Here is a 24,582-nt window from a genome sequence, read left to right on the forward strand (position 1 = left end):
TCATGAATTGGCAGACATTGCAACCTTGGTTGTCAAAGCTTCATCCGGACACGTGGTCGGGCGCGATGGCGCTTGCTGTCCTGTTCTTTATTGGCGGGCTCATTTTGTCCCGGGTTATGCGTCGGGCGATCCGATTGATCATGGAGCGCGACCGAGACCAACGGATCGACCGCATGGCCGCGTCGTTTCTGTCAAAGGTCGCGAGCGTCTTCGTCTGGATCGTGATCCTGATGCTCTACGCGCACATGATCCCGGCGCTGGACCGTCTCAGTACCGCGCTTCTGGCAAGTGTCTCTGTCGCTTCGATCGTCATCGGTCTTGCCGCACAATCGACGCTTGCCAATTTCGTTGCCGGTCTCAGCCTGATCTTCTACCGGCCGTTTCGGCTGGGCGATCGTATTCAGCTCAATGCACCCACAGGGCTGGAGACCGGAATCGTCGAAGACGTGTCACTGGGCTACACCGTTCTGCAGACATTTGACAATCGCCGCGTGATTATCTCGAACTCGGTCATATCGAACACAGTGATGGTCAACCTGACGGCCGTGCACCCGCGTGTCATGGCCATCGTGCCGTTCTCGATCAGCTATGATGCGGACATCGACAAGGCGAGGGCAATCGCCTTGGAGTTGGCCGAGGCCCATGAGCAGGTGGAAGAGATCGTGGCCTGCCCGGTTATGTCGCTGGGCGCGTCAAGCGTGGACATGAATTTGAGGGTTTGGTGCGCGGATCCGGCAATAGCCGCAGGGGTCAAATCCGATCTGACGGAGCAGATCAAAAAACGGTTCGACGCCGAGGGGATCGAAATCCCCTATGCCTACCAGAATGTTATCGTGAAGTCGCTTCCTGGATTAGCCGCTTCTGACCAGTCGGAGCAGGAAAACGAAAACAGTCAAGAGTAGGAGTGCCAGCGTCGCAGAAAAGAGGACTTCGATCCGACCGAAAGACAGGCGATCCAGGCGTTGCGCATCGATCTGTTGGCGGATCACCAAGAACCTTAGCGATGCCAGAAGTACTAGCGTGGCGCTCAGCAGAACAAGTGCAAGGCCGGCCCAGGTATTGTTTGGAGTGGATGGCAGCTTTTCTACCAGAATCCGAAAGCCAGCAATGGCGATAGCGGTGCGTATCCACGCTAGATTAGTTCGCTCGTTCGTGGCATGGTCTTGAAACTTCTATATCATTTTTCAAGTCCGCACTTTCTCGCTTCTGCTTAGCACCACCTTACACCTTTTCGACCATCGCGAAGTGCTGTGCCGGTCACGATCGGCGGTAAGAGATTGCTCGCGCTGACATGGCGAGGCAGGCGGCGCCGCAGCTCCCCAGAATTTAAGCTTGATCTTGTAAGCATCATTCTTGTCACTGGCGAAACGCGGGCATCAACCTCGAGGAGGGAACTAGTGAGATGAATCCATTACGGTATGTTTGGGAAAAGGGCATAGCCAGCGCGTTTCTGACCGGCCTGTTCGTTTTGCTTCCGGTTATCCTGACGTTTTTGGTCATCGAATGGATCATAACGAAACTGCGGGGAGCCCTTGGGCCTGGCAGTTTCGTTGGCGATCTCTTGACTTCCGGGGGAACTAGCCTGGTTGGCCCGGGGCACCAGACCATTGCTTTTTGGCTCGGACTCGCCATTGCGCTCTTGGGGGTCTGGGCGCTCGGCGTTCTGGTCAAGGCGCAGGCAAAGCGCCAGCTCACGACGTGGATCGACACCTTGTTCTCACGGGTGCCGTTGGTGAAAACGATCTACAAACCGGTGAGCCAGGTCGTTCGCATGCTGAATACGGACGAAGGTGATGAGTTCAAAGGCATGTCGGTGGTCATGTGCCGTTTCGGTGGTGAGCAGGGCGCCGAAGTTCTGGCGCTTCTGACTTCCCAAGAAGTCTATGTCGTTGACGGCAACAGGCGGCGGCTAGTGTATCTACCGACGTCGCCAATACCCATGTCCGGCGGGCTTGTCTTCGTCGCCGAGGACGCGGTCAGTTCGGTGCCGGGCGTGGAAGCAGACGACTTGATGAAGATATATTTCTCGATGGGAGCGCTTATGCCCGAGGAAGGGCAGGGCGGCCTGCCACGCGCAATCGAGAACAAGTTGAAGGGCCTGAAAGTCTGATGCTTTGGATCAAGGATCATCTTCTCGCTTTAGTTGAGCAGTATGGAGTGATTGCACTTTTCTTCTCGATCACGCTGGAGACGCTCGGACTTCCCTTGCCGGGCGAAAGCGCCCTCGTCGCATCCTCGGCCGCCGCCGGGGCCGGCAAGCTCAGCATATGGCACGTTGTGATTGCGGCATATGCCGCGGCAGTTCTTGGCGACAATATCGGCTATCTCATCGGGCACAGATACGGTAAAGCCGTTATTCTGCGCTATGGCGCGCGCATCGGCATTACACATGACAAATACATGCGTGTGGAGGAGATCACGGCAAAGTACGGGCCTTTCATGGTCATCGCCGCGCGATTCATTGTGCTCCTGCGACAGTTGAACGGCCTTGTGGCCGGGTCGTCAGGCATGCACTGGGCAAAGTTTCTGATCGCCAATCTGATCGGCGCAGCACTCTGGGTCGGTTTGTGGTCTACGCTTGCATACAAGTTTGGTCATGATGTCTCGATCGTTCCCTGGATTTGGAATCATTTGTCCTTGATTGCGATGGTGGTGTTTCCGCTGCTTCTACTCTTGATAGCGGTGCTATACTGGCGCGTTTGTTGGAAAAAGCACGACATTACCGAGAATTGATTCACGCGTCAGGCAGCCGTGTTCATGCTGGCCCATTTTTCATGTCTAAAGAAATAAGGAGACTTCGCGAGGAACGGATCAGATCATTTGCCGCTAGCGCCCTGATCGCTCAGAACGTATTTGCTGGCGCCGGCATCATGGCCATGGGTGTTGTCATCGTTCTGGGCGGAGCGTTCGATCTGGCCCTGCCGCTTGCAGATTCGAGCTCGATGGCAGAAGCCGAGAGATGCGCTGCAGAGGTGAGCCTGGAAAATTGCTGACGCTGAGCCTGCGGTCGCGTGACGACCACAGAAAAACATGCGCGACAACGGCGAGGAAATCTAGCTTGAACAAGGACGCTTTCGTGAAGTGGTCCCAGCAAACTGGACAGTCGGCTAAGGTGTATCCCGAACCTTTGAAGGGATACGAGAATGGCGAAGCGCCGGAAGTTTACAGACCAGTTTAAGGCCAGGGTCGCGCTGGAAGCGCTGCGTGGCGACAAGACTATCCAGGAGATCGCGGCGAAGCACCAGGTGCATCCGAACCAGGTCAGCACGTGGAAACGGCAGGCGGTCGAAGGCATGGCCGATGTGTTTGCCCGTGGCGGCAAGCCGGAAGGGCCGACCGAGGCCGAAGTCACGGAACTGCACGCCAAGATCGGGAGGCTGGCGGTCGAGAACGATTTTTTGTCCGAAGGGCTGAAGCGGTGAGCCCCGAGAAGAAACGCGCGATGATCAAACGGGACCACCCGCAGCTCAGTATCAGCCAGCAGTGCAATCTGGTGCGGCTCAGCCGATCCGCGTTCTACTACGCGCCGGTCGGGATCGACGCCGAAACGCTGGCGATGATGAAAGAGATCGACCGGGTCTTCACCAAGTATCCGTTCTTCGGCAGCCGCCAGATCGCGGCCTATCTGCGCCGGGAGGGGGTCGTCATAGGTCGTCATCGCGTCAGGCGATTGATGGCGAAGATGGGGCTGGAGGCGATCTACAAACGTCCCAGAACCAGTCAGCCGCACCCCCAGCATCCGGTCTTCCCGTATTTGCTGAGAAAGATACAGATCGACCGGCCCAACCAGGTCTGGTGCGCCGACATCACCTTTGTGCCTGTGCGCAACGGGTTCCTCTATCTCGTGGCGATCATGGATTGGGCCTCGCGCAAGGTCCTGAGTTGGCGGCTGTCGAACACGATGCATGCGGACTTCTGCGTGGATGCGCTGAATGAAGTCATCGCCAAATACGGCCCGCCCGAGATCATGAACAGTTAGTGTCCGAGGACGTGGTGTAATTTCTGCGCCGTCAAAGGTGTAATCCCGGGTGGCCATCGAGGTGTATGGTCGAGGTGGAGTTTGGCGACTTCAACCGCGAACCCTACGGAGACCCCGATGACCAAGACCAACATGGACCTGTCCGCGCTTCTGGCCAAGCACGATCAAGGAGACTTCCTGCGCAGCATCGCCGAGGCTGTCCTGCAACTGATCATGGAGGCCGATGTTGACGGCCTGATCGGCGCCGGTCGGCATGAACGCTGCGGCGAACGCACGACCTGGCGAAACGGGTATCGAGAGCGCGCTCTCGATACCCGTTTGGGCACACTGAACCTGCGGGTGCCCAAGCTTCGGCAGGGCAGTTACTTCCCGGGCTTCCTGGAGGCCCGCAAAACCTCGGAACAAGCGCTGGTGGCCGTCATCCAGGAGGCGTGGATCAGCGGCGTCTCCACCCGGCGGGTGGACGAGCTGGTGCAGGCGATGGGGCTGAACGGCATTTCCAAGAGCACGGTCTCGAAGCTCTGCAAGGACATAGATGAGAGGGTCGGCGAGTTCCTGAACCGGCCGCTGACCGGCGAATGGCCCTATGTCTGGCTCGACGCGACCTACCTGAAAGTGCGTCAGGGTGGCCGGATCGTGCCGGTCGCGGCGATAATCGCGGTGGCCGCCAACACCGAGGGGCGCCGGGAAATCATCGGCCTGGGGATCGGTCCCTCGGAGGCCGAGACCTTCTGGACCGAGTTCCTTCGCTCCCTGCGCGCTCGGGGCCTTGGCGGCATCAGGCTGGTGATCAGCGACGCCCATACCGGCCTCAAGGCGGCCATCGCCAGGGTCTTCGAAGCGACCTGGCAGAGGTGTCGCGTTCACTGGATGCGCAACGCTCTGGCGCACGTCTCGCGCGGGCAACACACCGTCGTTGCCGCAGCGATCCGCCAAGCTTTCGACCAGCCCGACCGCGCCCATGCCGGCGAAACCTGGCGCAAGGTGGCCGAGCAGTTGCGCCCGCGCTGGCCAAAGCTGGCCGATCTCATGGACGCCAGCGAGCACGACGTGCTGGCCTACATGTCCTTCCCCCGCCAGCACCGCACCAAGCTGCACAGCACCAACCCGATCGAGCGTCTGAACAAGGAAGTGAAGCGCCGCGCCGACGTCGTCGGGATCTTCCCGAACGAGGCGTCCATCATGCGCCTGATCGGCGCGGTGCTGTTCGAGCAGAATGACGAGTGGCAGACCTCGAGCCGCTACATGATGGTCGAGGCCTTCGCCCAGATCGACAAGGAGGAGATCGACCCCATTCTCAGCATAACCACGAAAGCCGCCTGATCATGCCCTCAGGCCATCCGGGAAATTACACCACCTTGACGGACGTGACCTCAATTACCGGTGTTTTTGCTTCAGCATTCATCGAATAAGCTTTCGGAATGTATACAGATTCGTCAAGAGCGGCGGCGTTGGTGAATATCGAGGTGCTGAGATGACCGACATCACGCGGCGCGCCATAACCACACTATTCATTGCAGTCGCAATTCTAAGTGCTTGCGCGCCGCGCAGCGATCGGATGCCACTTTCTCCGGGCGAACAGGCGCTCGCCTACGGCGTTCCCGGATCGGAGAACCGATCAGGCCTCCCTGTATCAGCCAAGCCCGGACCAGCAATCGCGTTCTCTGGGGGCGGGCAGAAGGGGGCCTACGGTGCCGGATTGATGGTCGGCTGGACCGAACGCGGTGATCGACCAGAGTTTTCTGTTGTCACCGGGGTCAGTACCGGTGCGATCCTTGCCCTTTTCACGTTTCTCGGTCCTGAATATGACAATACCGTTGAGATGCTCTACACGCGCTATCAGACGCGAGACTTGCTTCGGAGAAATTATGTTGGGGGTTTGCTGGGCGGGAATGCCCTCGACAATGCCGCGCCATACCGTTCCCTGATCGATCAACATGTCAACGATGCCATTGTCGGCGAGATCGCGGCAGAGGCTCGAAGGGGTCGGACGCTTTTGATCGGTTCAACGGATTTGGACGGCAAAAGGCCCTATCTCTGGGACGTTACCAAGATTGCGGCCTCTGGTCATCCGAATAGGGGACAGCTTATCCGCGACATCATTCAGGCCTCATCGGCCATTCCTGCCATTTTTCCGCCGGTGATCATCCCGTTCGTTGACGCATCCGGGCGTTCCGGTGACCAGCTTCATGTCGATGGCGGGATTACACGACCGTTCGTATTCAGGCCGCTGACGGCGCCAGACTCGACGCGCTCTAGCTCGGTCTTCATTGTCGCTAATGAGTACATCGATCCGGGTTTCGAACCTGTTGAACCGAACCTACGCAACGTTGCTTCCGCGGCGGTCGAAACGGCCGTAACAACGGCCATCCGGGACGAAATTGCACTTTTTGCGGAAGCCGCAAGCCGGACCGGAATTCAGTGGCGCGGGACCACTATTCCGGACAATTTTACCTTGCAACCAAATCAACAATTCGACCCGGAGTATATGCGCCAACTCTTCGAGCGTGGGCGCACGTCAATCATTACTGACCGGTCATGGACGCAAAACGCGAATAACGTCCAGAATTTGCGCTGAGATCAACACGCTAGGATCCAGACTCAATCACGAAGCGATAGCTTCGTAAATGACCCAGCCGATCGCGGCTGCGGCTCCCATCCAGATAGCTAGTATTACTAAGGCTGCAGTCTTGCTGGTTGGCCGTTCGGTGAGCTGTGTAGCTTGTACACGGCAATCCTCAATCACGTCGTCAGGAACCATGCGCATTGCTATCCATAAGCCCAATGGGACGAGCAAAATATCGTCAAAGAAACCAATAATGGGTATGAAATCCGGAATGAGATCGATCGGCGAAAGCGCATAGGCCACGACTGATGCTGCGAGGGCCTTTGCGTACCATGGTGTTCGAGGATCACGCGCGGCAAGATAGAGACAGACCGTATCTCTCTTGACGGTTTGTGCCCACTGCCGGACTCGACTCTGCATTTGGCTAGCTTACCAAAAACTCTTATGACCCAGACCATTATTCATCGCCAAAAGGCGCCCAGTGTAGCCAGCGCGACTGACTGCCCACAAATGCTCTGTATCCCCGTCACGCCCAATCCAAAAGTGGCATACTCTTGCGCCCTCCTTTGGTCAGGTTTTTCTCCGCCGTTGACAGGCTCCACCCTAGTTCGCTGGAACAAGCAGCTCAATCACCGCCCATTGTTTCTCCGACAGTCAAAACAGATGTCCCCATCGAAGCCTCTAAATCTCTGATTCGGCGCTTTGAATCTGATTTGCTACGTCAAATCAATGCTATCAATGGGTTTTTACTCGAGCGCAGGCTAGCAAATACATCAGAAAGCCAGCTGACTTCAGTTTAAGCGTCACAGGGATAAGAATCTACTTCATCACAATCAAATGCGGCGTACTGCGATGCAGGTCGCCAACGACACAAATCACATGGGCAAGCGATGTCAGAGACCGTGAGGCGATGACGTCCGCCATCACTCCATGAACCAGCCATGGCTTACGACGAGCGACTGGCCGGTCAGCGCATTTGTCGGGAAGGCCGCAAAAAGATGCGCAATCTCGGCGACATCCTCGACGGTTGTGAATTCCTTGTCGACGGTACCTCCTAACATGATGGTGTTGACCACCTCTTCCTCTGAGATGCCTAGCTCGGCAGCCTGTTCGGGAATCTGCTTGTCTACCAGAGGCGTACGCACAAAGCCGGGGCAAATTACATTGGCCCGCACCCCGTGCTTGGCACCTTCCTTGGAGATCACACGTGAAAGGCCCAGAAGCCCGTGTTTGGCCGTGACATAGGCCGATTTCAAGGGTGAGGCTTCCTTCGAATGGACCGAGCCCATGAAGATGATCGCGCCAGCGCCAGCCTTGTACATATGCGGCAGGCAGGCCTTGGAGGTCAAAAAAGCCCCGTCAAGATGGATCGAAAGCAGCTTCTTCCAGTCATCAAACGGAAAGTCCTGCAGCTCGTGTACGATCTGGATACCGGCGTTCGACACAAGCACGTCTACACCGCCCCAAGCATCGACAACCTTTGCAACACCCGCATTGACGGCCTCCTCGCTTGTGACGTCCATCTCAACGCCCATGGCCAATCCGGGGCCCATCTCGGTCAACTCTTTCGCCGTCGCTTCGGCATCGCTCTGGTGTAAATCCGCGATCGCAACTTTCGCGCCGCTTTCAACGTAGCGTTTCGCGATGGTCGCACCGATCCCACGGGCAGCACCGGTCACGATGCAGACTTTGTTTTGCAGGTTCATCAATTGCTCCTTTTACGTTTCTAAGACTCGTTTGCTCCGTCATAGCGAACTGAATCTGTCATGTTTCTAGCTCGGTCAAATAGTCGTGCACGACTTTCCCGAGACCCAGCGTTAAGTCGGTCAGAATGTGGGTTGCCGAGATGACCTCGCGCATCGGAAGGTCCGTAAGGGGCGCAAGTGCGTGACTGTGCAGGTCAAGCGCCGCCGGTCCTTCCCACGCACCCTTGATGGTCACGTCTTCAAGATAATATTCGACCAACTCACAAATTTGCGGCCCGCTGCAATCGGCACGTGGGATGATCTTGAGTAGCCAACTGGGCGCAGCCAATGCTTTGGCCACATTGTCGTGGTCAAGCGCGCGATGTTTATAGCCCATGGTTGCGCTCGCGACCTGAACCGATCCGACAGCCAGTGTGCCGACCAGCGTATCCTTTTCCACCCGCATCCGCGGCTCCGCCATTTTCTTGGGAAAACCCCAGATCTCGCGGCCCCCTGCAATTGGGCTTTCGTCGTTCAGGAACATCGCATGGACGTATCCGCCCTTGCGGCCTTTGAATTCGACAGGGATGACCTGGCCGGTTTCCGTGTAATCGCCGAACCCGGTGCTGTTCGGCATGCGAATGAACTCGTATTTCACGATTGGTTCCGTCACTTGCAAAGGTTCAGGCACAACCGCGCGCAGGGCGTCCAAATCCGTGCGATAGGTCACGATAAAGAATTCGCGATCGACAAACCGATAGGGGCCCTTGGGATAGGACGGGCTGGTCAGTGGCATAGCGAAGGCGTTCTTGACGACGTCCGCGGGGTTCATGATTTTGCTCCTTCTGCATTTGAAACCAGATCGACCTTCAGCGGAGGCAAGCCGACGATATCGTACGTCCCCGACGCGATTCCAACTTTGTCTGGATGCTCATCAAACGCGGCAATGATGGCCTCGCACAAATTCGACTTTGTGGACCGTCGTTGTTTGTAAGGAACCAGATAGCGGATGGAGTATTCAAGCCAGTTGTCATTGGCAACGAGGAAGACCTGTGGTTCCAGACTGGCGTCTTCGATGGCATAGTCCTCCTTGAGGGTTTGCCACTCGGACTTCATCGCCTCGGTTGCATCTGCAACCAGCGAAGCCACCGCATCCATCAAGATCTTGACGGCCAGTTTCAAGTCGCTGCCGTATTTGACCGGGACTTTCAATTCGTCCCAGAGGAATTCGTAATCAGCACTATAGTTGAACACCGGCTCCTGATAGATTGCTGCATTTGGAACGCGCACAACCCGGCCGGTGTATTGATCGCCGTTTACCCAATCGCCGCGGACTTCCATCATGGTCGTCAGGAACGCATTGATTTGGATCACGTCACCGATCACGCCACCGATTTTGACACGATCACCGGTGCGATACACCCGCCTGGCGATGATCTGGATGAAGGCGACGCCGCTGGCCAGGACGTGTTGCAGCGCAAAAGCTGCGGCAGCACCGAACACGCCGACGGAGACGACGAAGCCGCTCAGGCTTTGAGAAAACGTGACCGATGCGGGAAGGGCGATCGTGACCAGCAAGGCTAGGTTGACGCCACGCCGGATCGTGCGGCGTGCGTGCGGATCGGAGACCTTTCTCAGAAATATGCCGCGAACCAGAAAGACAAGGAACCAGAACACGGCAACCGCTGCGACAAATATCGCCAGTTTCAACAGAACCGGGTGGGTTGTTGCGAAGTTACTCAACATCATGGGCCCCTTTCAGTATCGCCGTGAGGATCAAGTGCTTCGTCGATCACGTCATCGAGGTGGAAGCGATGCAGCACACGCCGCAGGATCGGGGCAACGAGGATTGCAGCAACCGCCACAAAGATCAGGCCGCTGAAGAGGGCATAGGCGCTTGCGAACAGCTTGCCGCGGGTTGTTGGTGTCGGATTGACGGGCCCTTCGCCGCCGAGGATCATCGAGGCGTTCAAGAGCGCGTCAATCCAGTTGAGGCCCACAATAAAGCGATAACCCAGAATGCCTATACCCAGACCAACGGCCAAGAGCACGATGGCAACCCATATTGTGTGCGCGAGATGCAGCAGGAAATCACGGCGGGAGGGCAGGGGTCTGACATAGACCGGTATGACCATCCGACGCCGGGTCATTCGGCAAGATCGAAGACCTTGACGCGCGTTGCGGCGTCATGCCTTGCCTTCCATTCAGGGTGCGACAGAGTCCGCACGACATCGGCTTTTCCAGCGTCCCAGTGGTCGAGAGTTGAGCGACGCGAAAACTCGTAATCTTTGGATTGACGTTCGTACTTGGCCTGTCGATATATCAAATGGGCAATCGTGACACATGGGTCTGCGTTACCACGTACCAACGCCTTGGCATCCGGATCGTTCTTCAGGCCGGGTGGCAGTTTGTCATAGAGGCGCCTCGCCGCATCGCGCGTCTCATGCATCCTTCGCATCATGTCCGTGTTGAAACGGGTTCTACTGGAAAATCGGATATCCTTTTCTCGCGCTTCGGACGTCCAGACAGATGTCGGAACAGCCCCGCGGGCACTGAACAGATCAACCTGAAACACGCAGAGATCCTCTGCAGGCAGTTGTTCATCGAGGACGTATTGCAGCGGTGTATTGGAAACCAAACCACCATCCCAATACCGCGCGCCGTCGATCTCGATGGCTGGAAAGCCCGGGGGCAGGGCACCTGACGCCATGATATGCTCCGGTCTGATTTCGGTTTCGGCACTGTCGAACCAAGTCATGTTGCCCGTTTCGACATTGACCGCACCGACACTCAGGCGGATCGGGCCCCCGTTCAGCAAGTCGAAATCGACCAGGTCCAGCAACGTGTCACGAAGAGGTGCGGTGTCGTAAAAACTGCGTGCGCCCTCCGTGCCCTGCGGCATGAGACCGGCAGGCGGAAGACGCAGCCGGAAAAACCCGGGAACGCCGGTCATAGTCGTACCGGTCGCACTCAGATCATTCAGGAAGCCTCTGGAAAGGACTCCGTCCAGCATGCCCACCGGCAACGAGGACGAAGAGACCATCTCCCAGAAATTTCTCAGCGCCGACACTCTTCGTTCTGGTTCATTTCCCGCGATCAGAGCCGAGTTAATGGCACCGATAGAAATCCCAGCAACCCAGTCAATCGGCTGACCGGCGTCCGACAAGGCTTCCACCGCGCCACCCTGATAGGCACCAAGGGCACCCCCGCCCTGCAAAACAATGACCGATTTTTCAGAATTCATTCCGATTCCCGAGTTGTTTTTTTCAATGATACGTTCCGCGCTAAGGGTGGGCAAACTACAGAAAATCCAGGTTTCGCCACTCCGAAGTAAACTACGTGCCCTGGGGCTTACTTGGCAGGCTACGCGATCTCGCCTCATCCGTCGCCATTAAAATTTCGGCGAAAACTGGCAGGTGGTCGGAACCCACGGACGCTTCGCCTGCCGTCATAACCCCGACGATGCCGGGCTTCAGGTGTTGGGAGCACGCGATGCGATCCAGCGCGAAGATCGGACGTCGACTGTGAAATGTCCGCCCCGCGTCGAAGATTGTAAAATCAGGTCTTAATCGACCTAGCCCGACCGAAAGCGAATGTTCGTTGAAGTCCCCAACAATGACCGTCGCGATGTCATCACCGGCTTTGAGAAATTCCGACAATTGGCTGAGTTGTGCGCGTCTCGTTTGACGCAACAGGCCAAGATGAACGCCAACGACCCGGATCAATGATCCGCCCGTCTCCAACACTGCAGAGACGGCCCCTCGTGGTTCGAGCCCGGGTAAGTCGAAATGCGCGCGGTCCAGGACCTCGATATTGGGGCGAACAAGGATCGCGTTGCCATGCCAGCCAAGGCTGTCCCGTCCATGCTCGAACTCGACCGGGACCAAACCGGCGCGCTCTCGAAGCGCCCGACGGTCGAGCGCCGAGCGTCGCGGCGGAATGCGTCGGTCAGCTTCCTGAAGGGCAACGACGTCCGCGGATAATTCGTTGATGATCCTGAGAATCCTGTCAGGGTCGCGTTTGCGGTCTGTGCCGACTGCTTTTCGGATATTGTAAGACGCGATGCGAAGACCATCCTGCTTCACAGAACCGGGGCTCCCAGCCTGAAGACACCCTCGACGATCCGGCGTGGCAAGCGCGCTTTGGTCAGGCCCTCTTCGCAGTGCCTGAATTGCTGCTCAAACCATGGCTCGACTTGATTGATGCTGTTTTTGTCATGCAAGAACATGGCGATCTCGAAATTGAGGAGAAGCGAGCGCACATCGAAATTGGCCGAGCCAACCCATCCGGTGTTGTCGATCAGCCCGGCCTTGGCGTGTAGCATTCCACCCTGGTGGCGAAGAACGGTCGCTCCGACCTCCTGCAGATCTCTCAAGTAGGGGCCGCGCGCAAAGTCCGTCGTGCGTTGGTTCGACTTTTCCGGGATCATGATGCGGACATCGACGCCACCCCGTACCGCCGCGGCGAGCGCGAGCTGAAGCGGTTCGGTCGGCACAAAATAGGGTGTCGATATCCATACCCGCTCCCGTGCCCGATGGATCATCGAGGTCAATGCAAGATAAAGGACATCGCGCGGTTCATCGGGCCCGGAGGGCACCACCTGCAACGCCGCATCGCCGACCGTTCCATCCTTTCGATGCAAATCTCCAGCGACGGCTTTTCCAGTCACGTCCCAATCCGAGGCGAATATATCGATAAACGACTGCACGGCCGGGCCGGACAGGGAAAAACTTAAGTCAGTCCAAGTCTCGTCCATCTTTGCGAGGTAGTGATCACCGATGTTGCGGCCGCCAGCCCAGACTCGCATGCGATCCGCGATCACAAGTTTCCGGTGGTTGCGAAGATTCATATGCCCGTTGTCAGGAGGGTGGATGAATGGCGAGAAATACCGCACTTCACCGCCAGCCGCTTGCAAGTCGTCAAGCGCCTTCCTTGGCCGTTTCATTGACCCCAATCGATCGAGATTCAATCGAACCTTGATCCCGGTGCGCGCTTTCTCAGTAAGACGATTTACAAAGTCCCCTCCGGTTTCGTCCGATGCGACAATATAGAACAGAATATCCAACGTCTCCGTCGCGGAGTTGATCGTCTCGACCAAAGCCTCATGCGCGGCCCGTGCATCGTCATGAAGTGTAAACGAATTCCCCGTTGTGGCGGGTAGTGCGCCAAGGGCTGTCAGCGCTTTTGCGGTTGGTTGATCGGCAATTGTATCCTGACCCGGTTCTGCGAGTTTTAAGTGCGGGAACCTCGATCCCTGTTTTCGAACACCCAGCATAAGAAACAGCGGAATAGCCAGATAGGGCACCAGAACGATGAACAGAACCCAGGCAGCCGTCGATTGCGGCGTTCTACGCTGTTGAAGCACAAATACGACAGCGAGCGCGGTCAAAAGGACCCCGGCAACGATCAGTGCGTGTTGCGACAGCCAGTGCACTCAGACAACCTCCAAATTCACATCATTCGTGTTTGCAGGCTGGCCATGATCCAGATGGTGCCGCTGGCCATGATCGCGAGTAGCAGCACCGTGAACAGGATCAGCTGTAAGTCTTCGCGTTTTTGCCGGCTCAAATCGATGTGCAGGAAGAACCGGAAATGCACAACGATCTGGACAAGCGCGAAGCCTGCGATCAGCCAAAGAGCGACACTTGTGGACAAGCCGCCCCAGGCGACCACACCGAAAGGGATCAACGTCAGGATCAGCGCAAACGCGAGACCGGTCAGATAGGACCGACGTTCGCGGCGGAATTCGGTCTCGCGGTCGCTCATGCCACTCCTCCCAGATAGACGACCGAGAAGATCCCGATCCAGATGATGTCGAGGAAATGCCAGAACAGGCCAAGACGCAGAAGCCGCGTCTTGACAGGCGTCGTCAGACCGAGCGTAGCGATCTGCACCATCAGCACCAGCCCCCAGAGGATGCCCGAGGCGACGTGCAGACCATGTAGCGGCACCAGCCCGAAGAACCCGCTCAGAAAGCCGCTGCGCGACGGATAGGCACCTTCGGAAAACATGTCCGCGAAATCGAGCTTCTCCAGCCCGACAAAAACCGCCCCCAAAGCCAGCGTCACCGCGAGCCAGCCCAGCAGTGCGCCCTTGCCGCGCTCGTATTTCAAGGCAAGAGAGGCCATGCCGAAGGTCGCCGAACTGGCCAGCAGAATCATGGTTTGCGTGAACGCGTTGCCAAGCGTGAACAAATCCTTCGGGCCTGGTCCGCCCGCAGTGCCCGGCAGCTGGGTGACGTAGTTGGCGAACATCAGTCCGAAGATGATGAGATCGCTCATCAGGAAGACCCAGAAGCCAAAGACCAGCGTTTCGGCTCTGTCGTGGGCGTGCGCGTGATGAGCTCCGAGGTTGATGCCTGGATGCTTGACCGCTTCTGCTGTCATCACACGACCCCCTCGGGCAGTTCGCGCAACGCATGCCCTCGATTGTTAGAACCTTGTTCTTGCGTTCGGTCAATTGGCTGTGCGGCGCGGACGGCGTCCAACCAGCGTTGATAGTCGGCAGCTACCTCAGCAGCTAGGATGGTGCGCTCGGTCTCAACGACGAAGCTTCGGGCGATCATAGCGCCAACGATCACCAGCAGCGACAGGATCGCCAGCCACCAGAGATAAAAAATCAGGCCGAAGCCAAGCGCGCCCGCTGCAACGCAAAGCACAAAGCCGTAACCCGTGTTCGCGGGCAACTCGATGTCTTCGAACTCCGGCGGATCCTGATAGGCGTCCCCGTAAGCCTTGGCGACGGCGAAGGCGTCGCGCTGCGTGACCTCTGGCACGACTGCGAAGTTGTACTCCGGCGGCGGGCAAGGGTTAAACCAATCCAGCGTCCTTCCGTTCCATGGATCGCCAGCGAAAACGGCGTTGGCCCTGCGGTCGCGAATGCTGACAAGGAGCTGAGCCGCGAGCGCGCCAACGGCCGCGAGGATGACCGCCGCACCGACGACGGCGACCAGCATGTAGGGCTCAAATGCCGGGGCGGTGTAGGCCACCGTGCGGCGCGGCATCCCCATCAGGCCAACGACATAAAGCGGTATGAAGGTCAGCGAAAAGCCCACGATCCAGAGGCAGGCCGCAATCTTGCCCCAGGTCTCATCAAGCCGAAATCCGAAGGCCTTGGGAAACCAGTAGTGATAGCCCGCCAGCATGCCGAACAGCACGCCGGGGATCAGCACATTGTGAAAATGCGCAACGAGAAACAGCGAGTTGTGGACCTGATAGTCGATACTGGGGTTGGCAAGGATTACACCGGTCAGTCCGCCAATCACGAAGAGGATCAGGAAGCCTACCGAATATACCATCGGCGTCGTCATGCGGATGCGACCGCGGAACATCGTCGCCATCCAGTCATAGACTTTCACACCCGTCGGCACCGCGATCAACATTGTCGCAATGCCGAATGCAATGTTTACGTTGGCGCCCTGACCCATGGTGAAGAAGTGGTGCAACCAAACCGTGAAGGACAGCACTGAGATCACCATCGTGGCCCAAACGAGCGAGGGATAACCAAAGAGCCGTTTGCCCGAGAATGTCGCGATGACCTCCGAGAAGACACCGTAGGCGAGCAGGACGAGCAAATAGACCTCGGGATGGCCGAAGAGCCAGAACATGTTGATGTAATTCATCATGTTCCCGCCAAGATCGTTGGTGAAGAAATGGAAATCCAGGTAGCGGTCTGCGGCCAGCATAAGCGCGGCAACAGTCAGGGGCGGCATGGCGAAGATCAGGATGATCGCGGCGCACAGCGCGCTCCAGGTAAAAAGCGGCATCCGAAAGAAATGCATTCCGGGTGCACGCTCCTTGTAGATCGTCACGGCGAAGTTGATACCCGATAGTGTTGATCCGACCCCGGCGATGACGATAGTCCAAATCCAGTAATCCGGGCCAGGGCCGGGCTGAAAGTCCATTCCAGTGTAGGGCGGGTACGAGGTCCAGCCGCCCGTGGAAAACTGCCCGACCACCAGCGAAATCATGACGAGAGCGGCAGCAGCGGCGGTCATGCCCAGACTGATCTGGTTCATGACCGGAAAGGACACGTCCCGAGCACCGATCTGCAAGGGCATGACAAAATTGATGAGTCCCGCCACGAATGGCATCGCAACAAAGAAGATCATGATCGTGCCGTGGGTTGAGAACAGCTCGCCGAAATGCTCCGGCGTCAAGAAACCGCCGCCCAGTCCAGCCGCCTGTTGCGTGCGCATGACGACGCCCTTGAGAACGCCGCGCAGCAGCATGACAAATGCGAGCACGACGTACATGATCCCGATGCGCTTATGATCGACGCTTGTCAGCCAGTTGCGCCACAAGGGCACCCAGAGCCGAAACCATGTCAGCAGGATCATGGTCACCGCGCCACCGATGAGGACGACCGACGCCGCGCCGATCAACTCGCTTACTGTCGGGTTTTGCCAGCCATGGACAAATGGAAAGCTATCCAGCCTCAGGCGACCAGTGGTCCAGTTCCATTGATCGGTCATGGCCGACCTCCGGACGAAGTGCCGGGTTGATACAGCGCCGATCCAGGTTGCAGTTCGGGAGAAACCGCCTGATCCCCGCGATACCGCGCTAGCACATTGTCGAACAGTGTGAAATCGTCCAAGCTGAACACCACCACATCGCCTGCCATAACCGCTGTCGGAAATGCGGCACGCAGCTCATCCTTCGTACCGCGTTCGGTGAGCGTTGAGTAGGCGCGCTGGTCCAGTGGGATGGCAACCTGACGTGCGGCCTGCAACCAGCTTTCGAAATCTGCATCGGCCATCGCGCTGGCGCGAAATTTCTGCGTGTGAAATCCTTCGCCGTTATATTGCATGTTCTCGCCTGCAAAACTTCCTGGACCATCGGCACTCAGGTGCAGCCGTGTTCGCATGCCCGGCATCGCGTAAATCTGGCCGCCCAGAGCCCCTATCATGAAGGACTGCATGACGGTGTCCGAAGTCAGTTCCAACGCAAGCGGACGGCTGGCCGGAAAGGCCATTTCACCAATGGTCGCAATCCCTTGGCCCGGGTAGATAAACAGCCACTTCCAATCGAGTCCCACAACCTGAACCCGTGTGGCTTCGGATGCAGGTTCGATCGGACGATAGGGATCGAATGCGAGTGTACTTCGCCACAACAACGTTCCGGCGAAGGCCACGATCGCAAACGGAACACCCCACATCACGAAATCAAGTAGCCGGGACTCGTCCCAACTCGGGGCATAGTTGGCCGAGCAATTGTCGTATCGGTAGCGCTAAATAATGATCGGGACGATAACGAGAACCGGAAGGACCGCGAACATAGTCACGGTCGTCACCTCATAAAGGTGTTCTAGCTGGGCCGCCGCATTTGGCCCCTTCGGATCGAGCAGGGCGCCTTGATCGCGAGTGCACCCCCCCTGCGATCAAGGCGCAAAACAGTGGAGCGTGCCATGACAGATTGTTTTTTCCATTTCCCATGAAGGGACAATAAGTTGTACGGATTTGCCCTGGCAATGGCTCTGTTGCACAAATCCCGTGTGGGATTCATCTCGTGATTTCAGCGTGGTAGCTGGCATGCATGAGCAGACCGACACCACCGACCTACAAGACTAGGAACTGGCCAGCCTATAACGAAGCGCTCAAGCGCCGCGGCTCGCTGACGATCTGGTTCGACCCCGAGATGAACTGGGATGCCGTGCCGACAGGCAGGCGTGGCCGTCAGCAGACCTACAGTGACACTGCTATTCAGACCTGCCTGACGATGAAGGTTCTTTTCGGCATGGCGCTCCGGCAGACGACCGGTTTCGTCGAGAGCCTGTTGCGCTTGGTCGGCCTCGACTGGTCGGTGCCCGACTTCAGCACGCTGTCGCGCCGCCAGAAGACCCTCGCCGTGAACATCCCGTATCGCGGGTCCAAGGGGCCGCTGCACCTGCCGATCGACAGCACCGGCATAAAGGTCGAGGGCGAAGGCGAGTGGCACGCTCGCAAGCATGGTGGCCCCAAAAGGCGGGTCTGGCGCAAGCTCCACCTTGGGATCGACGAGGAAACGTTGGAGGTCCGGGCTGTCGAGATCACCGGGAGCCACATCGGTGATGCACCGGTCTTGCCCGATCTGCTCACCCAGATCCCGATTGGCGAAGAGATCGGCTCAGTGACCGCCGACGGCGCCTACGACACCCGCAAGTGCCACGATGCCATCGCGGATCGCGGCGCCCATGCTGTCATCCCGCCCCGCAAGAACGCGAAGCCGTGGAAGACCGTCACCGCCGGTGCCGTGGCTCGAAACGAGGCCTTGCGCGCTGCGAAATACCTCGGCCGAGCCCTCTGGCGACGATGGGCCGGAAACCACCGGCGGAGCCGCGCCGAGACAAAGATGCATTGTGTGAAGCTGCTGGGACAGCGCCTCATGGCACGGGACTTCGACCGCCAGATCGCGGAACTCCAGGTACGTATCGACGTGCTCAACGGCTATACGGCGCTCGGCATACCCGTCACGGAACTCGTGGGATAATTCTGTCCGGGGAAAGGGGAACCTCGGCCATCACCCGATTTGTGCAACAGAGCCATGGGCGGACAGGAAACGTTGCGCATGCGTTGGCGACTTGAACCCGCCCATGAGCTTCTCTCTCTTCCGCGTCGGTCGGTGCGAGCCCTCGATCCGGTCGGGGCTGATGTATTACCTGACCGCGCGCGAGCTTGACGAGACGCCTTCGGGCTTCGCCTCCTAGTTCTCGTATGGGGTGATGCTGCTGAGCCTGGTTCTGACGCTGGACGCGATCGCCGCGAACGAGGCGACGGTGCTTTACACCTTCTACGCGCCGATGCCCGCGGATGGGGCCTTCTGTCTCGGGATCGCGCTGATATTCATCGCGAACTGGGGCGTGGGCTATCAGATCCTCGCGATGCGTTGGCGCGGGCACGCGGCCCCTCCGGGCCGGATCACGCCGCTAGTTTCGCGGATGAGCGCGGTCACGATGAGCATGTGGTTCCTGGCCTCGCTCGGCGCGGTCGCGGCGGTGGTGATCTGGCATATTCCCGCCTTTCTGGGCTGGATCGACGGGATGCCGCCCATGATCACCCGCAAACTGTTCTGGTGGAGCGGTCACCCTATCGTCTATTTCTGGCTGATGCCGGCCTATATCTCGTGGTATGCGCTGATCCCGCGTCAGATCGGCGGGGTGCTGATTTCGGATCCGCTGGCGCGTGTGTCCTTCATCCTGCTGATGCTGTTCTCGCTGCCGGTGGGGACCCGTCACCAACTGATGGATGCGGGGATCCCTGATGTGATGCGCGCCATCGTGATCTTTCTGACCTTCACGGTGATCCTGCCCTCGCTGCTGACCGCCTTCACGGTCGGGGCCTCGTTGGAATATGCTGGGCGGGCGCGGGCTGCTGGGGTGATCCGAGCATCGCGGCGCAGTTGCTGGCGATGTTGCTGTTCATCATCCGCGGGTCGAGCGGGCTGGTGAACGGCAGCAGGGCGCTCAACGCGGTGATCCACAACACGACATGGGTTCGGGCCATTTCCACGCCACGCTGGCCTCGGCCTCGGCGCTGACCTTCTCCGGTATCAGCTTCTGGCTGCTGCCCAACCTGACTGGCAAGCCGCTGGCTTCGCGCAGGGTCGCGCTTTGGGGGACAGGGCTGTGGTCCATGGGGATGTTGATCTTTTCCAACGCGATGATGATCGCCGGCCTGCAAGGCGTGCCGCGCCGCGCCTGGGTGTCGGGGATGATGGCGGGTAGGACAGTTTCTATGCCAATGCGCGCTGGTCGCTGTTCGCGGTCGGCATCGCCGGGGTCATTCTGGCCGTCGCCGCCGTGCTGATCTTCGGTGTGCTCTACGCGACGCTGCTGCGGCAGCGGGCGGTCAATACACCAATCCCCGCGGCGCCCTTCTCGCGCGCGTTTCGTTCGCACGGGTCGGGTTCGATGGTCAGGCTGTTCGACAATCTTCTGCTTTGGACGATCGTTTCCATCGCGCTGGTCGCGGCGTTTTACGGGCCGGTGCTATGGGCCGAGCGCGTGATGAACGTGCTGTTGTCCGGGCTTCGGGTCTGGTAGCCAACCGGGTCAAGGGCGCCCGTTAGAGACAGCCCCACACAAGAACAAAATTCGCCTCCAGGAACATGGGCACGTGCAAGTCGCCCGGTCATGCGCAACGTTTCCGGTCAGCGCACGATCAAATCGCCACCCTGTTCCGTCCCAAACCCACCGTCTTTCAGCCCGTTCCTACAGCCACGCCAGAGCCGATGCCTTCCAGATTTGGATCGAGCATCAATGCGAGCTGGCGGTTTGAAATCAATCCGATACGCCGGTCTTGCGCTCCGCCGAACATACCCTGACAATGCTCATTGAAGAGTACCCATGGCAAAGCCGTTTCATTCGACCCTTCTATCGCCTGCAGCCTCGATCGGCCCGCAGGCCGTTAACATGCCCCCCCTCTCCCCGCCGATCCACCGGAGATGTGACATGAGCCGATCGCGCCATCACAACAAGCACCACTACCGCAGCCTCTTCCTCTCGGATTTTCACCTTGGCTCGCGCGGGTGCAGCCCCGGCCCGATACTCGACTTTCTGCAAAGCGTCCGGGCCGACGCGATCTACCTCGTCGGCGATATCCTCGACCTCTGGCATGGTGGCCCCGTGCAGTGGGGGGATATCCATGCCGAGATCATCGAGACCCTCGAGGCCCATGCCGAGGCCGGAACGCGTATCGTCTACCTGCCCGGCAATCACGATGCGGCACTACGCTCGCCGGGTATGAACTTCCTCAGCTTTGAGCTGGCCGAGACGGCACTCCATGTCGGCGCGGACGGGCAGCGCTACCTTATCGTGCATGGCGATCAATGCGATGCGCGCATTCTGCGCTGGCACGCGATGACCCGTTTCGGAAGCCGGATGGACGCGCTGTTCCGCGGCATCGATGCCTGGTTGCGCCGCCGCCGTGACGTCTCCGAGACAGAGCGCACGTTGATCCAGCTCGCGATCGAGGGGATTAACCACCTGATTGCACGTGGCTCGGACGAGCATCGGCTGATCGCGCTGGCCTCCGAGGCCGGGGTCGACGGGATCATCTGCGGCCACTCGCACAAGCCCGCGCTGCGCGAGGTCGGCGGAATGACCTACGCGAATTGCGGCGACTGGGTGGACAGCCTGACCGCCTTGGCCGAGGATAGTTCAGGCGCATTGCAACTTCTTCAATGGGGCGCGGAGGGCTTTGTCAAGTTGACGAGGCTTGGTCTGACGCCTAGCGGGTCTGGATGATCAACATCGAAGCCGCGCCGCTCAAAGGTACCGCTTCCCGCGGTCAATCATCGCTTATGCAGTCTGGGCGTATCACAGGTTTGCCCTCAGCTTGCGCGATGTCGAGGATCTGTTGGCTGAGCGGGGCGTGCAGGTCAGCTACGAGACAATCCGAGCTTGGGTTGCCCGTTTCGGACTGCAGTTTGCTCCCTCAATCCGACGGGATCGGCCTGCCGCGGCGGACAAATGACATCTCGATGAGGTCGTGATCTCAATCCGCAGCCGGAAGCATTGGTTCTGGCGCGCTGTCGACGCTAGGGGCGATACAGTGGAGATCCTCGTGCAGAGCCGCCGGAATGCCAAAGCGGCCAAACGGTTCCTGCGCAAGCTGATGAGTCGCTGGGGATCGCCCCGCATGTTGGTCACCGACAAGCTGCCAAGCTACGGCGTAGCCCGACGCGCGCTTTGCCCGAGCGCCGATCACCGTGCCCACAAGGGGTTAAACAATCGGGCCGAGGCATCGCACCGACACACCCGACGGCGAGAGAAGATCATGGGTCGGTTCAAATCTTCCGGCCAAGCGCAGCGCTTCCTGTCCGTCCAGGATCAGACCGCCGCCCTCTTCCGTCCGAAACGCCAATGTCTCACCGCTGCATCCTACCGCCACGCCTGGGCTGATGCCTTCAGCTTTTGGTCCGATTTCGCGGCGGAGATCACGGCCTGATCTCAAGCGAAAGCGCTCCGTCCAAGCCCTTGCAGGCAACTTGACAATGCCCACCCAGCGCTGGCCCTCCCCTCGGACCACCGTCACACGAGAAAGCCCCCGCCGCGTAGCACGAGGAGTTCCGAGGACCAATTAGCTATTGGAGCTGATCAGGCGTTGCCGTTGACCACAACTATCAGGTTGTCATCGGTATCGATAAAGGCGGTTTCGACGTCGTCGGCGGTGTAGTCGGTGCCGTCGGACCCGACCGCATTCTTTAGACCAGCTGAGCCATTCTCAGCACTTTCGCCCTGCTGGTAGGAGAGCGCGGCGATCTCCACCTCACCATCGGTTCCGGCCTGATAATCGGAAAACTGATCGGTGGAAGCGGCACCGTTCGCCTTCGAGCCGGCGATGAGTTGACCGCAGGTCATGATCGACGCGCCTTGGTCCACGCCTGCGGTCGCACCAGCATCTGCCGAAGCGCTCATATCCGCGCTCGCGCCGGCATCGGTGTCCGCACCCCAGCTGCCCCCGAAGCGCCGCTGTTCATTTCAGTCGAGGCGCCAGCCGCATCTGTGCTATTGTGGGCAAGGGCCGCGACGAGAGCAGCGGAGGCGAGCAGACCGTCGAGGGCGAACGATTTGAGGCTACAGAGCATAGTGATCTCTTTCCATTTTTGATGTGCCAGTCTGACGATATCGAGACGGGCAGCGCGATCGGGAAACTCCCCGAGCGTGCTTCGGGCCATCTTGGGCTGGGCAAGCTGAACTTTCTTTACGACGACAATGGCATCACCATCGACGGGCTGACTGACCTCCGTGTCCTTCTCGGAAGACGTTCCGGCGCGGCTTGCGGCCTGCGGCTGGCATGTGTTCCGTTGCGACGGGCATGACGCCAAGGCGCTCGATGAGGCTACAGCAGCGAAAATAACCGAGATCGCGAGTTCCAGCTTGACTGCGATGAAGACGGTAATCGGCTTCGGCTCGCCGAACCGGGCGGGCACGGCGAAGGCGCATGGCGCCACGCTGGGTGACGAAAAAGGAGCATTGGCCAAGCAGGCACTCGGCTGGAACGCCGCGCCTTTTGAAATCCCCGAAGACCTCGCCGCGTCTTGGGTCGCTATCGGGGTCCGTGGCACGCAGGCCCGCGCGGAATGGGAAGACGCGCTCGCCGCCTCTGGCAAGGCCGCCAAGTTCACCGCCCGCGTCGCGGGCAAGCTGCCCGAAGGCTACGCCGCCGCCATCGAGGCTGCGCGTGCCGATCTTGCCGACTCCAACCTGACGCGGGTCGCCTCCGTCGACAGTACCTTCGCCGCCGCGGCTCCGGACCATTACATCGGCTACGGCGTGCGTGAGTCCGGCATGGCGGGGGCGATGAACGGTCTTGCGCTGCATGGCGGCTTCAAACCCTATGGCGGCACCTTCCTCGTGTTATCGGTTTACTCGCGCAACGCGATCCGCCTGTCGGTCCTGATAGGGCTTGGCGTCACCTGTGTGATGACCCACGCCTCGATAGGCCTCGGCGAGGACAGCCCCACGCACCAACCGGTCGAACATCTGGCATCCCTGCGCGCGATCCCCAACCTCAACGTGTTCCGCGCCCCAGATGCGGTGGAGACGCTGGAGCTCTGGGACCTCGCGATCCGGTCGACGGACGCGCCGTCGCTGCTGGCGCTGTCGCGACAAGGGGTGCCGCAGCTGCGCGGCGCGGGGGATGAAAACCTGACCGCGCGCGGTGCATATGTGATCCGCTCCTTCGGGGAAGGCCGCGATGTGACGCTTCTCGCGACCGGGACCGAGGTTGCGCTGGCCGTGGAGGCCGCCGAGGCGCTGCACGCCGAAGGCCACAGCGTCGCGGTCGTCTCGATGCCCTGCTGGGAGCTGTTCGACGCGCAGCCCGAGGAGTACCGCGCCGAAGTTCTTGGCGCCGCCCCTCGGGTCGCCGTCGAGGCCGCGTCGGCCTTCGGCTGGACCCGCTACGTCGCGCGCGAGGCGGATGTGATCGGCATGCCGGGCTTCGGCGCGTCGGCTCCGGCGGAGCAACTTTACGCGGAGTTCGGCATCACCGCAGACGCGGTCGCCGCACGCTCCAAGGCGTTGATCGCAGGCTAAAGCTGGCGCGGGCTCGAAAGACGGGCCCGCGCCTTCCCCTCGGTCGATGACGACACAGAGGCAGCCAAGCGCTGGCGGTATTGGTGAATACCGCCAGTTCAAGCGAGTCCCGGTTTCTGCTTGGTATCGAGAGGCAATCCATATTTCGGCGAAGCCAATTTCAATATTGCCTATCAATTTACTATTTTGATAGACATACATGTGCCAAGCAAAATATGGAGATGATAGGCATGACTCCTCTCAGCAGCATCGCCATGAGCGCCTATACAGATCTGGTGCGCCTGACCTGCCACTGAACTTTCATCCAGCCGCGACCGGAGCCCGGTTGGTGTTGA

General features: G+C 59.1%; 26 protein-coding genes and 4 pseudogenes. 15 read left to right on the forward strand and 15 right to left on the reverse strand.

Features of this window, described 5'->3' with window-relative positions:
• Positions 1–2 precede the first annotated feature (2 nt).
• The gene (locus BMG03_RS19220) at positions 3–902 is read left to right on the forward strand and encodes a mechanosensitive ion channel family protein (protein ID WP_075777382.1); all 900 of its coding nucleotides are present in this window, start codon (positions 3–5) and stop codon (positions 900–902) included.
• Here the strand turns inward: BMG03_RS19220 and BMG03_RS21370 are convergent.
• Positions 852–1,151: pseudogene (locus BMG03_RS21370) on the reverse strand (DUF202 domain-containing protein); the annotation flags it as partial. The gene BMG03_RS19220 and the pseudogene BMG03_RS21370 sit on opposite strands and share 51 nt — an antisense overlap.
• 251 nt (positions 1,152–1,402) lie before the next feature.
• On the opposite strand from BMG03_RS21370, the gene BMG03_RS19230 reads away from it, so the two are divergent.
• The 6 genes and pseudogenes from BMG03_RS19230 to BMG03_RS19260 all read left to right on the forward strand — a co-directional run bounded on the left by BMG03_RS19230 (position 1,403) and on the right by BMG03_RS19260 (position 6,557).
• Entirely contained in the window at positions 1,403–2,110 is a 708-nt protein-coding gene (locus BMG03_RS19230) for a DUF502 domain-containing protein (RefSeq protein WP_075777364.1), read from the forward strand.
• Entirely contained in the window at positions 2,110–2,733 is a 624-nt protein-coding gene (locus BMG03_RS19235; protein WP_075777363.1) for a DedA family protein, read from the forward strand. Before BMG03_RS19230 ends, BMG03_RS19235 begins: the two co-directional genes overlap by 1 nt.
• Entirely contained in the window at positions 2,703–2,993 is a 291-nt protein-coding gene (locus BMG03_RS19240; RefSeq protein ID WP_157771623.1) for a hypothetical protein, read from the forward strand. Before BMG03_RS19235 ends, BMG03_RS19240 begins: the two co-directional genes overlap by 31 nt.
• 150 nt (positions 2,994–3,143) lie before the next feature.
• A pseudogene (locus BMG03_RS21095) lies at positions 3,144–3,976 on the forward strand (IS3 family transposase); the annotation flags it as partial.
• Between the two features lie 120 nt (positions 3,977–4,096).
• Positions 4,097–5,302 (forward strand): IS256 family transposase, encoded by a 1,206-nt coding sequence (locus BMG03_RS19255; RefSeq protein WP_075777686.1) that lies wholly within the window; start codon positions 4,097–4,099, stop codon positions 5,300–5,302.
• 151 nt (positions 5,303–5,453) lie between these two features.
• Positions 5,454–6,557 (forward strand): patatin-like phospholipase family protein, encoded by a 1,104-nt coding sequence (locus BMG03_RS19260; protein ID WP_077701408.1) that lies wholly within the window; start codon positions 5,454–5,456, stop codon positions 6,555–6,557.
• Positions 6,558–6,584: 27 nt separating this feature from the next.
• On the opposite strand, the gene BMG03_RS19265 is transcribed toward BMG03_RS19260, so the two are convergent.
• From BMG03_RS19265 to BMG03_RS19320, 12 genes are all read right to left on the reverse strand, one after another.
• Positions 6,585–6,965 (reverse strand): YkvA family protein, encoded by a 381-nt coding sequence (locus tag BMG03_RS19265; protein ID WP_075777351.1) that lies wholly within the window; start codon positions 6,963–6,965, stop codon positions 6,585–6,587.
• 503 nt (positions 6,966–7,468) lie between these two features.
• A complete protein-coding gene (locus tag BMG03_RS19270) occupies positions 7,469–8,251 on the reverse strand; it encodes a 3-hydroxybutyrate dehydrogenase (RefSeq protein ID WP_075777350.1) in 783 nt (260 codons plus the stop codon).
• Between the two features lie 58 nt (positions 8,252–8,309).
• Positions 8,310–9,062, reverse strand: coding sequence for an acetoacetate decarboxylase (locus BMG03_RS19275; RefSeq protein WP_075777349.1), 753 nt, complete (start codon positions 9,060–9,062; stop codon positions 8,310–8,312).
• The gene (locus BMG03_RS19280) at positions 9,059–9,979 is read right to left on the reverse strand and encodes a mechanosensitive ion channel family protein (protein WP_077701409.1); all 921 of its coding nucleotides are present in this window, start codon (positions 9,977–9,979) and stop codon (positions 9,059–9,061) included. Before BMG03_RS19280 ends, BMG03_RS19275 begins: the two co-directional genes overlap by 4 nt.
• Entirely contained in the window at positions 9,976–10,365 is a 390-nt protein-coding gene (locus BMG03_RS19285) for a hypothetical protein (RefSeq protein ID WP_075777347.1), read from the reverse strand. The genes BMG03_RS19280 and BMG03_RS19285 overlap by 4 nt, the downstream gene beginning before the upstream one ends.
• An 11-nt stretch (positions 10,366–10,376) precedes the next feature.
• Positions 10,377–11,474 (reverse strand): DUF3734 domain-containing protein, encoded by a 1,098-nt coding sequence (locus BMG03_RS19290; protein ID WP_075777346.1) that lies wholly within the window; start codon positions 11,472–11,474, stop codon positions 10,377–10,379.
• A 91-nt stretch (positions 11,475–11,565) separates the two neighbouring features.
• Positions 11,566–12,315: an endonuclease/exonuclease/phosphatase family protein gene (locus tag BMG03_RS19295; RefSeq protein WP_075777345.1), complete on the reverse strand. Its 750-nt coding sequence runs from the start codon at positions 12,313–12,315 to the stop codon at positions 11,566–11,568.
• Positions 12,312–13,664 carry a phospholipase D-like domain-containing protein gene (locus BMG03_RS19300; protein WP_075777344.1) on the reverse strand — a complete coding sequence of 451 codons (1,353 nt, stop codon included), beginning with the start codon at positions 13,662–13,664 and terminating at the stop codon, positions 12,312–12,314. The genes BMG03_RS19295 and BMG03_RS19300 overlap by 4 nt, the downstream gene beginning before the upstream one ends.
• Positions 13,665–13,681: 17 nt before the next feature.
• Entirely contained in the window at positions 13,682–13,996 is a 315-nt protein-coding gene (cyoD, locus tag BMG03_RS19305) for a cytochrome o ubiquinol oxidase subunit IV (protein ID WP_075777343.1), read from the reverse strand.
• The gene (locus BMG03_RS19310; protein ID WP_075777342.1) at positions 13,993–14,616 is read right to left on the reverse strand and encodes a cytochrome c oxidase subunit 3; all 624 of its coding nucleotides are present in this window, start codon (positions 14,614–14,616) and stop codon (positions 13,993–13,995) included. Before BMG03_RS19310 ends, cyoD begins: the two co-directional genes overlap by 4 nt.
• Positions 14,616–16,703, reverse strand: coding sequence for a cbb3-type cytochrome c oxidase subunit I (locus BMG03_RS19315; protein WP_075777341.1), 2,088 nt, complete (start codon positions 16,701–16,703; stop codon positions 14,616–14,618). Before BMG03_RS19315 ends, BMG03_RS19310 begins: the two co-directional genes overlap by 1 nt.
• Positions 16,700–17,386 carry a cytochrome ubiquinol oxidase subunit II family protein gene (locus BMG03_RS19320; RefSeq protein WP_075777340.1) on the reverse strand — a complete coding sequence of 229 codons (687 nt, stop codon included), beginning with the start codon at positions 17,384–17,386 and terminating at the stop codon, positions 16,700–16,702. Before BMG03_RS19320 ends, BMG03_RS19315 begins: the two co-directional genes overlap by 4 nt.
• A 377-nt stretch (positions 17,387–17,763) precedes the next feature.
• Here BMG03_RS19320 and BMG03_RS19325 point away from each other — a divergent pair, with 377 nt between their 5' ends.
• Positions 17,764–18,696, forward strand: a complete 933-nt coding sequence (locus BMG03_RS19325) for an IS5 family transposase (protein WP_075777339.1) — start codon at positions 17,764–17,766, stop codon at positions 18,694–18,696.
• Between the two features lie 45 nt (positions 18,697–18,741).
• Here BMG03_RS19325 and BMG03_RS20565 read toward each other — a convergent pair.
• Positions 18,742–18,843, reverse strand: a pseudogene (locus BMG03_RS20565) (IS6 family transposase); the annotation flags it as partial.
• Between the two features lie 82 nt (positions 18,844–18,925).
• On the opposite strand from BMG03_RS20565, the gene BMG03_RS19330 reads away from it, so the two are divergent.
• From BMG03_RS19330 to BMG03_RS19350, 5 genes and pseudogenes are all read left to right on the forward strand, one after another.
• Entirely contained in the window at positions 18,926–19,654 is a 729-nt protein-coding gene (locus tag BMG03_RS19330) for a cbb3-type cytochrome c oxidase subunit I (protein ID WP_077701410.1), read from the forward strand.
• Positions 19,655–19,694: 40 nt separating this feature from the next.
• On the forward strand, positions 19,695–20,012 hold the full coding sequence (locus tag BMG03_RS21225; RefSeq protein ID WP_075777337.1) for a cbb3-type cytochrome c oxidase subunit I: 318 nt from the start codon (positions 19,695–19,697) through the stop codon (positions 20,010–20,012).
• Complete coding sequence (locus BMG03_RS19340) at positions 20,006–20,248, forward strand: hypothetical protein (protein ID WP_075777336.1); 243 nt, start codon at positions 20,006–20,008, stop codon at positions 20,246–20,248. Before BMG03_RS21225 ends, BMG03_RS19340 begins: the two co-directional genes overlap by 7 nt.
• A gap of 408 nt (positions 20,249–20,656) precedes the next feature.
• The gene (locus tag BMG03_RS19345) at positions 20,657–21,451 is read left to right on the forward strand and encodes a UDP-2,3-diacylglucosamine diphosphatase (RefSeq protein ID WP_099049391.1); all 795 of its coding nucleotides are present in this window, start codon (positions 20,657–20,659) and stop codon (positions 21,449–21,451) included.
• Positions 21,444–22,154, forward strand: a pseudogene (locus BMG03_RS19350) (IS6 family transposase). The gene BMG03_RS19345 and the pseudogene BMG03_RS19350 overlap by 8 nt, the downstream one beginning before the upstream one ends.
• 149 nt (positions 22,155–22,303) lie before the next feature.
• On the opposite strand, the gene BMG03_RS19355 reads toward BMG03_RS19350, so the two are convergent.
• On the reverse strand, positions 22,304–22,624 hold the full coding sequence (locus BMG03_RS19355) for a hypothetical protein (protein ID WP_075777668.1): 321 nt from the start codon (positions 22,622–22,624) through the stop codon (positions 22,304–22,306).
• Between the two features lie 191 nt (positions 22,625–22,815).
• On the opposite strand from BMG03_RS19355, the gene BMG03_RS21230 reads away from it, so the two are divergent.
• Both BMG03_RS21230 and BMG03_RS21235 read left to right on the forward strand, forming a co-directional pair.
• Positions 22,816–23,028, forward strand: a complete 213-nt coding sequence (locus BMG03_RS21230) for a hypothetical protein (RefSeq protein ID WP_279627846.1) — start codon at positions 22,816–22,818, stop codon at positions 23,026–23,028.
• Entirely contained in the window at positions 23,006–24,247 is a 1,242-nt protein-coding gene (locus BMG03_RS21235) for a transketolase-like TK C-terminal-containing protein (protein ID WP_279627843.1), read from the forward strand. Before BMG03_RS21230 ends, BMG03_RS21235 begins: the two co-directional genes overlap by 23 nt.
• The last annotated feature ends 335 nt before the right edge of the window (positions 24,248–24,582 follow it).

This window comes from Thioclava nitratireducens (assembly GCF_001940525.2).
Taxonomy (GTDB): domain Bacteria; phylum Pseudomonadota; class Alphaproteobacteria; order Rhodobacterales; family Rhodobacteraceae; genus Thioclava; species Thioclava nitratireducens.

Coding starts and splice junctions, on each gene's coding strand:
- BMG03_RS19355 (WP_075777668.1), bottom strand. CDS start 22,624: ATGAGCGCTTCGGCAGATGCTGGTGCGACCGCAGGCGTGGACCAAGGC.
- BMG03_RS19260 (WP_077701408.1), top strand. CDS start 5,454: ATGACCGACATCACGCGGCGCGCCATAACCACACTATTCATTGCAGTC.
- BMG03_RS19315 (WP_075777341.1), bottom strand. CDS start 16,703: ATGACCGATCAATGGAACTGGACCACTGGTCGCCTGAGGCTGGATAGC.
- BMG03_RS19285 (WP_075777347.1), bottom strand. CDS start 10,365: ATGGTCATACCGGTCTATGTCAGACCCCTGCCCTCCCGCCGTGATTTC.
- BMG03_RS19230 (WP_075777364.1), top strand. CDS start 1,403: ATGAATCCATTACGGTATGTTTGGGAAAAGGGCATAGCCAGCGCGTTT.
- BMG03_RS19280 (WP_077701409.1), bottom strand. CDS start 9,979: ATGATGTTGAGTAACTTCGCAACAACCCACCCGGTTCTGTTGAAACTG.
- BMG03_RS19325 (WP_075777339.1), top strand. CDS start 17,764: ATGAGCAGACCGACACCACCGACCTACAAGACTAGGAACTGGCCAGCC.
- BMG03_RS19310 (WP_075777342.1), bottom strand. CDS start 14,616: ATGACAGCAGAAGCGGTCAAGCATCCAGGCATCAACCTCGGAGCTCAT.
- BMG03_RS19290 (WP_075777346.1), bottom strand. CDS start 11,474: ATGAATTCTGAAAAATCGGTCATTGTTTTGCAGGGCGGGGGTGCCCTT.
- BMG03_RS21230 (WP_279627846.1), top strand. CDS start 22,816: ATGTGCCAGTCTGACGATATCGAGACGGGCAGCGCGATCGGGAAACTC.
- cyoD (WP_075777343.1), bottom strand. CDS start 13,996: ATGAGCGACCGCGAGACCGAATTCCGCCGCGAACGTCGGTCCTATCTG.
- BMG03_RS19265 (WP_075777351.1), bottom strand. CDS start 6,965: ATGCAGAGTCGAGTCCGGCAGTGGGCACAAACCGTCAAGAGAGATACG.
- BMG03_RS19220 (WP_075777382.1), top strand. CDS start 3: ATGAATTGGCAGACATTGCAACCTTGGTTGTCAAAGCTTCATCCGGAC.
- BMG03_RS19320 (WP_075777340.1), bottom strand. CDS start 17,386: ATGTGGGGTGTTCCGTTTGCGATCGTGGCCTTCGCCGGAACGTTGTTG.
- BMG03_RS21225 (WP_075777337.1), top strand. CDS start 19,695: ATGGGTTCGGGCCATTTCCACGCCACGCTGGCCTCGGCCTCGGCGCTG.
- BMG03_RS19255 (WP_075777686.1), top strand. CDS start 4,097: ATGACCAAGACCAACATGGACCTGTCCGCGCTTCTGGCCAAGCACGAT.
- BMG03_RS19270 (WP_075777350.1), bottom strand. CDS start 8,251: ATGAACCTGCAAAACAAAGTCTGCATCGTGACCGGTGCTGCCCGTGGG.
- BMG03_RS19275 (WP_075777349.1), bottom strand. CDS start 9,062: ATGAACCCCGCGGACGTCGTCAAGAACGCCTTCGCTATGCCACTGACC.
- BMG03_RS19345 (WP_099049391.1), top strand. CDS start 20,657: ATGAGCCGATCGCGCCATCACAACAAGCACCACTACCGCAGCCTCTTC.
- BMG03_RS19235 (WP_075777363.1), top strand. CDS start 2,110: ATGCTTTGGATCAAGGATCATCTTCTCGCTTTAGTTGAGCAGTATGGA.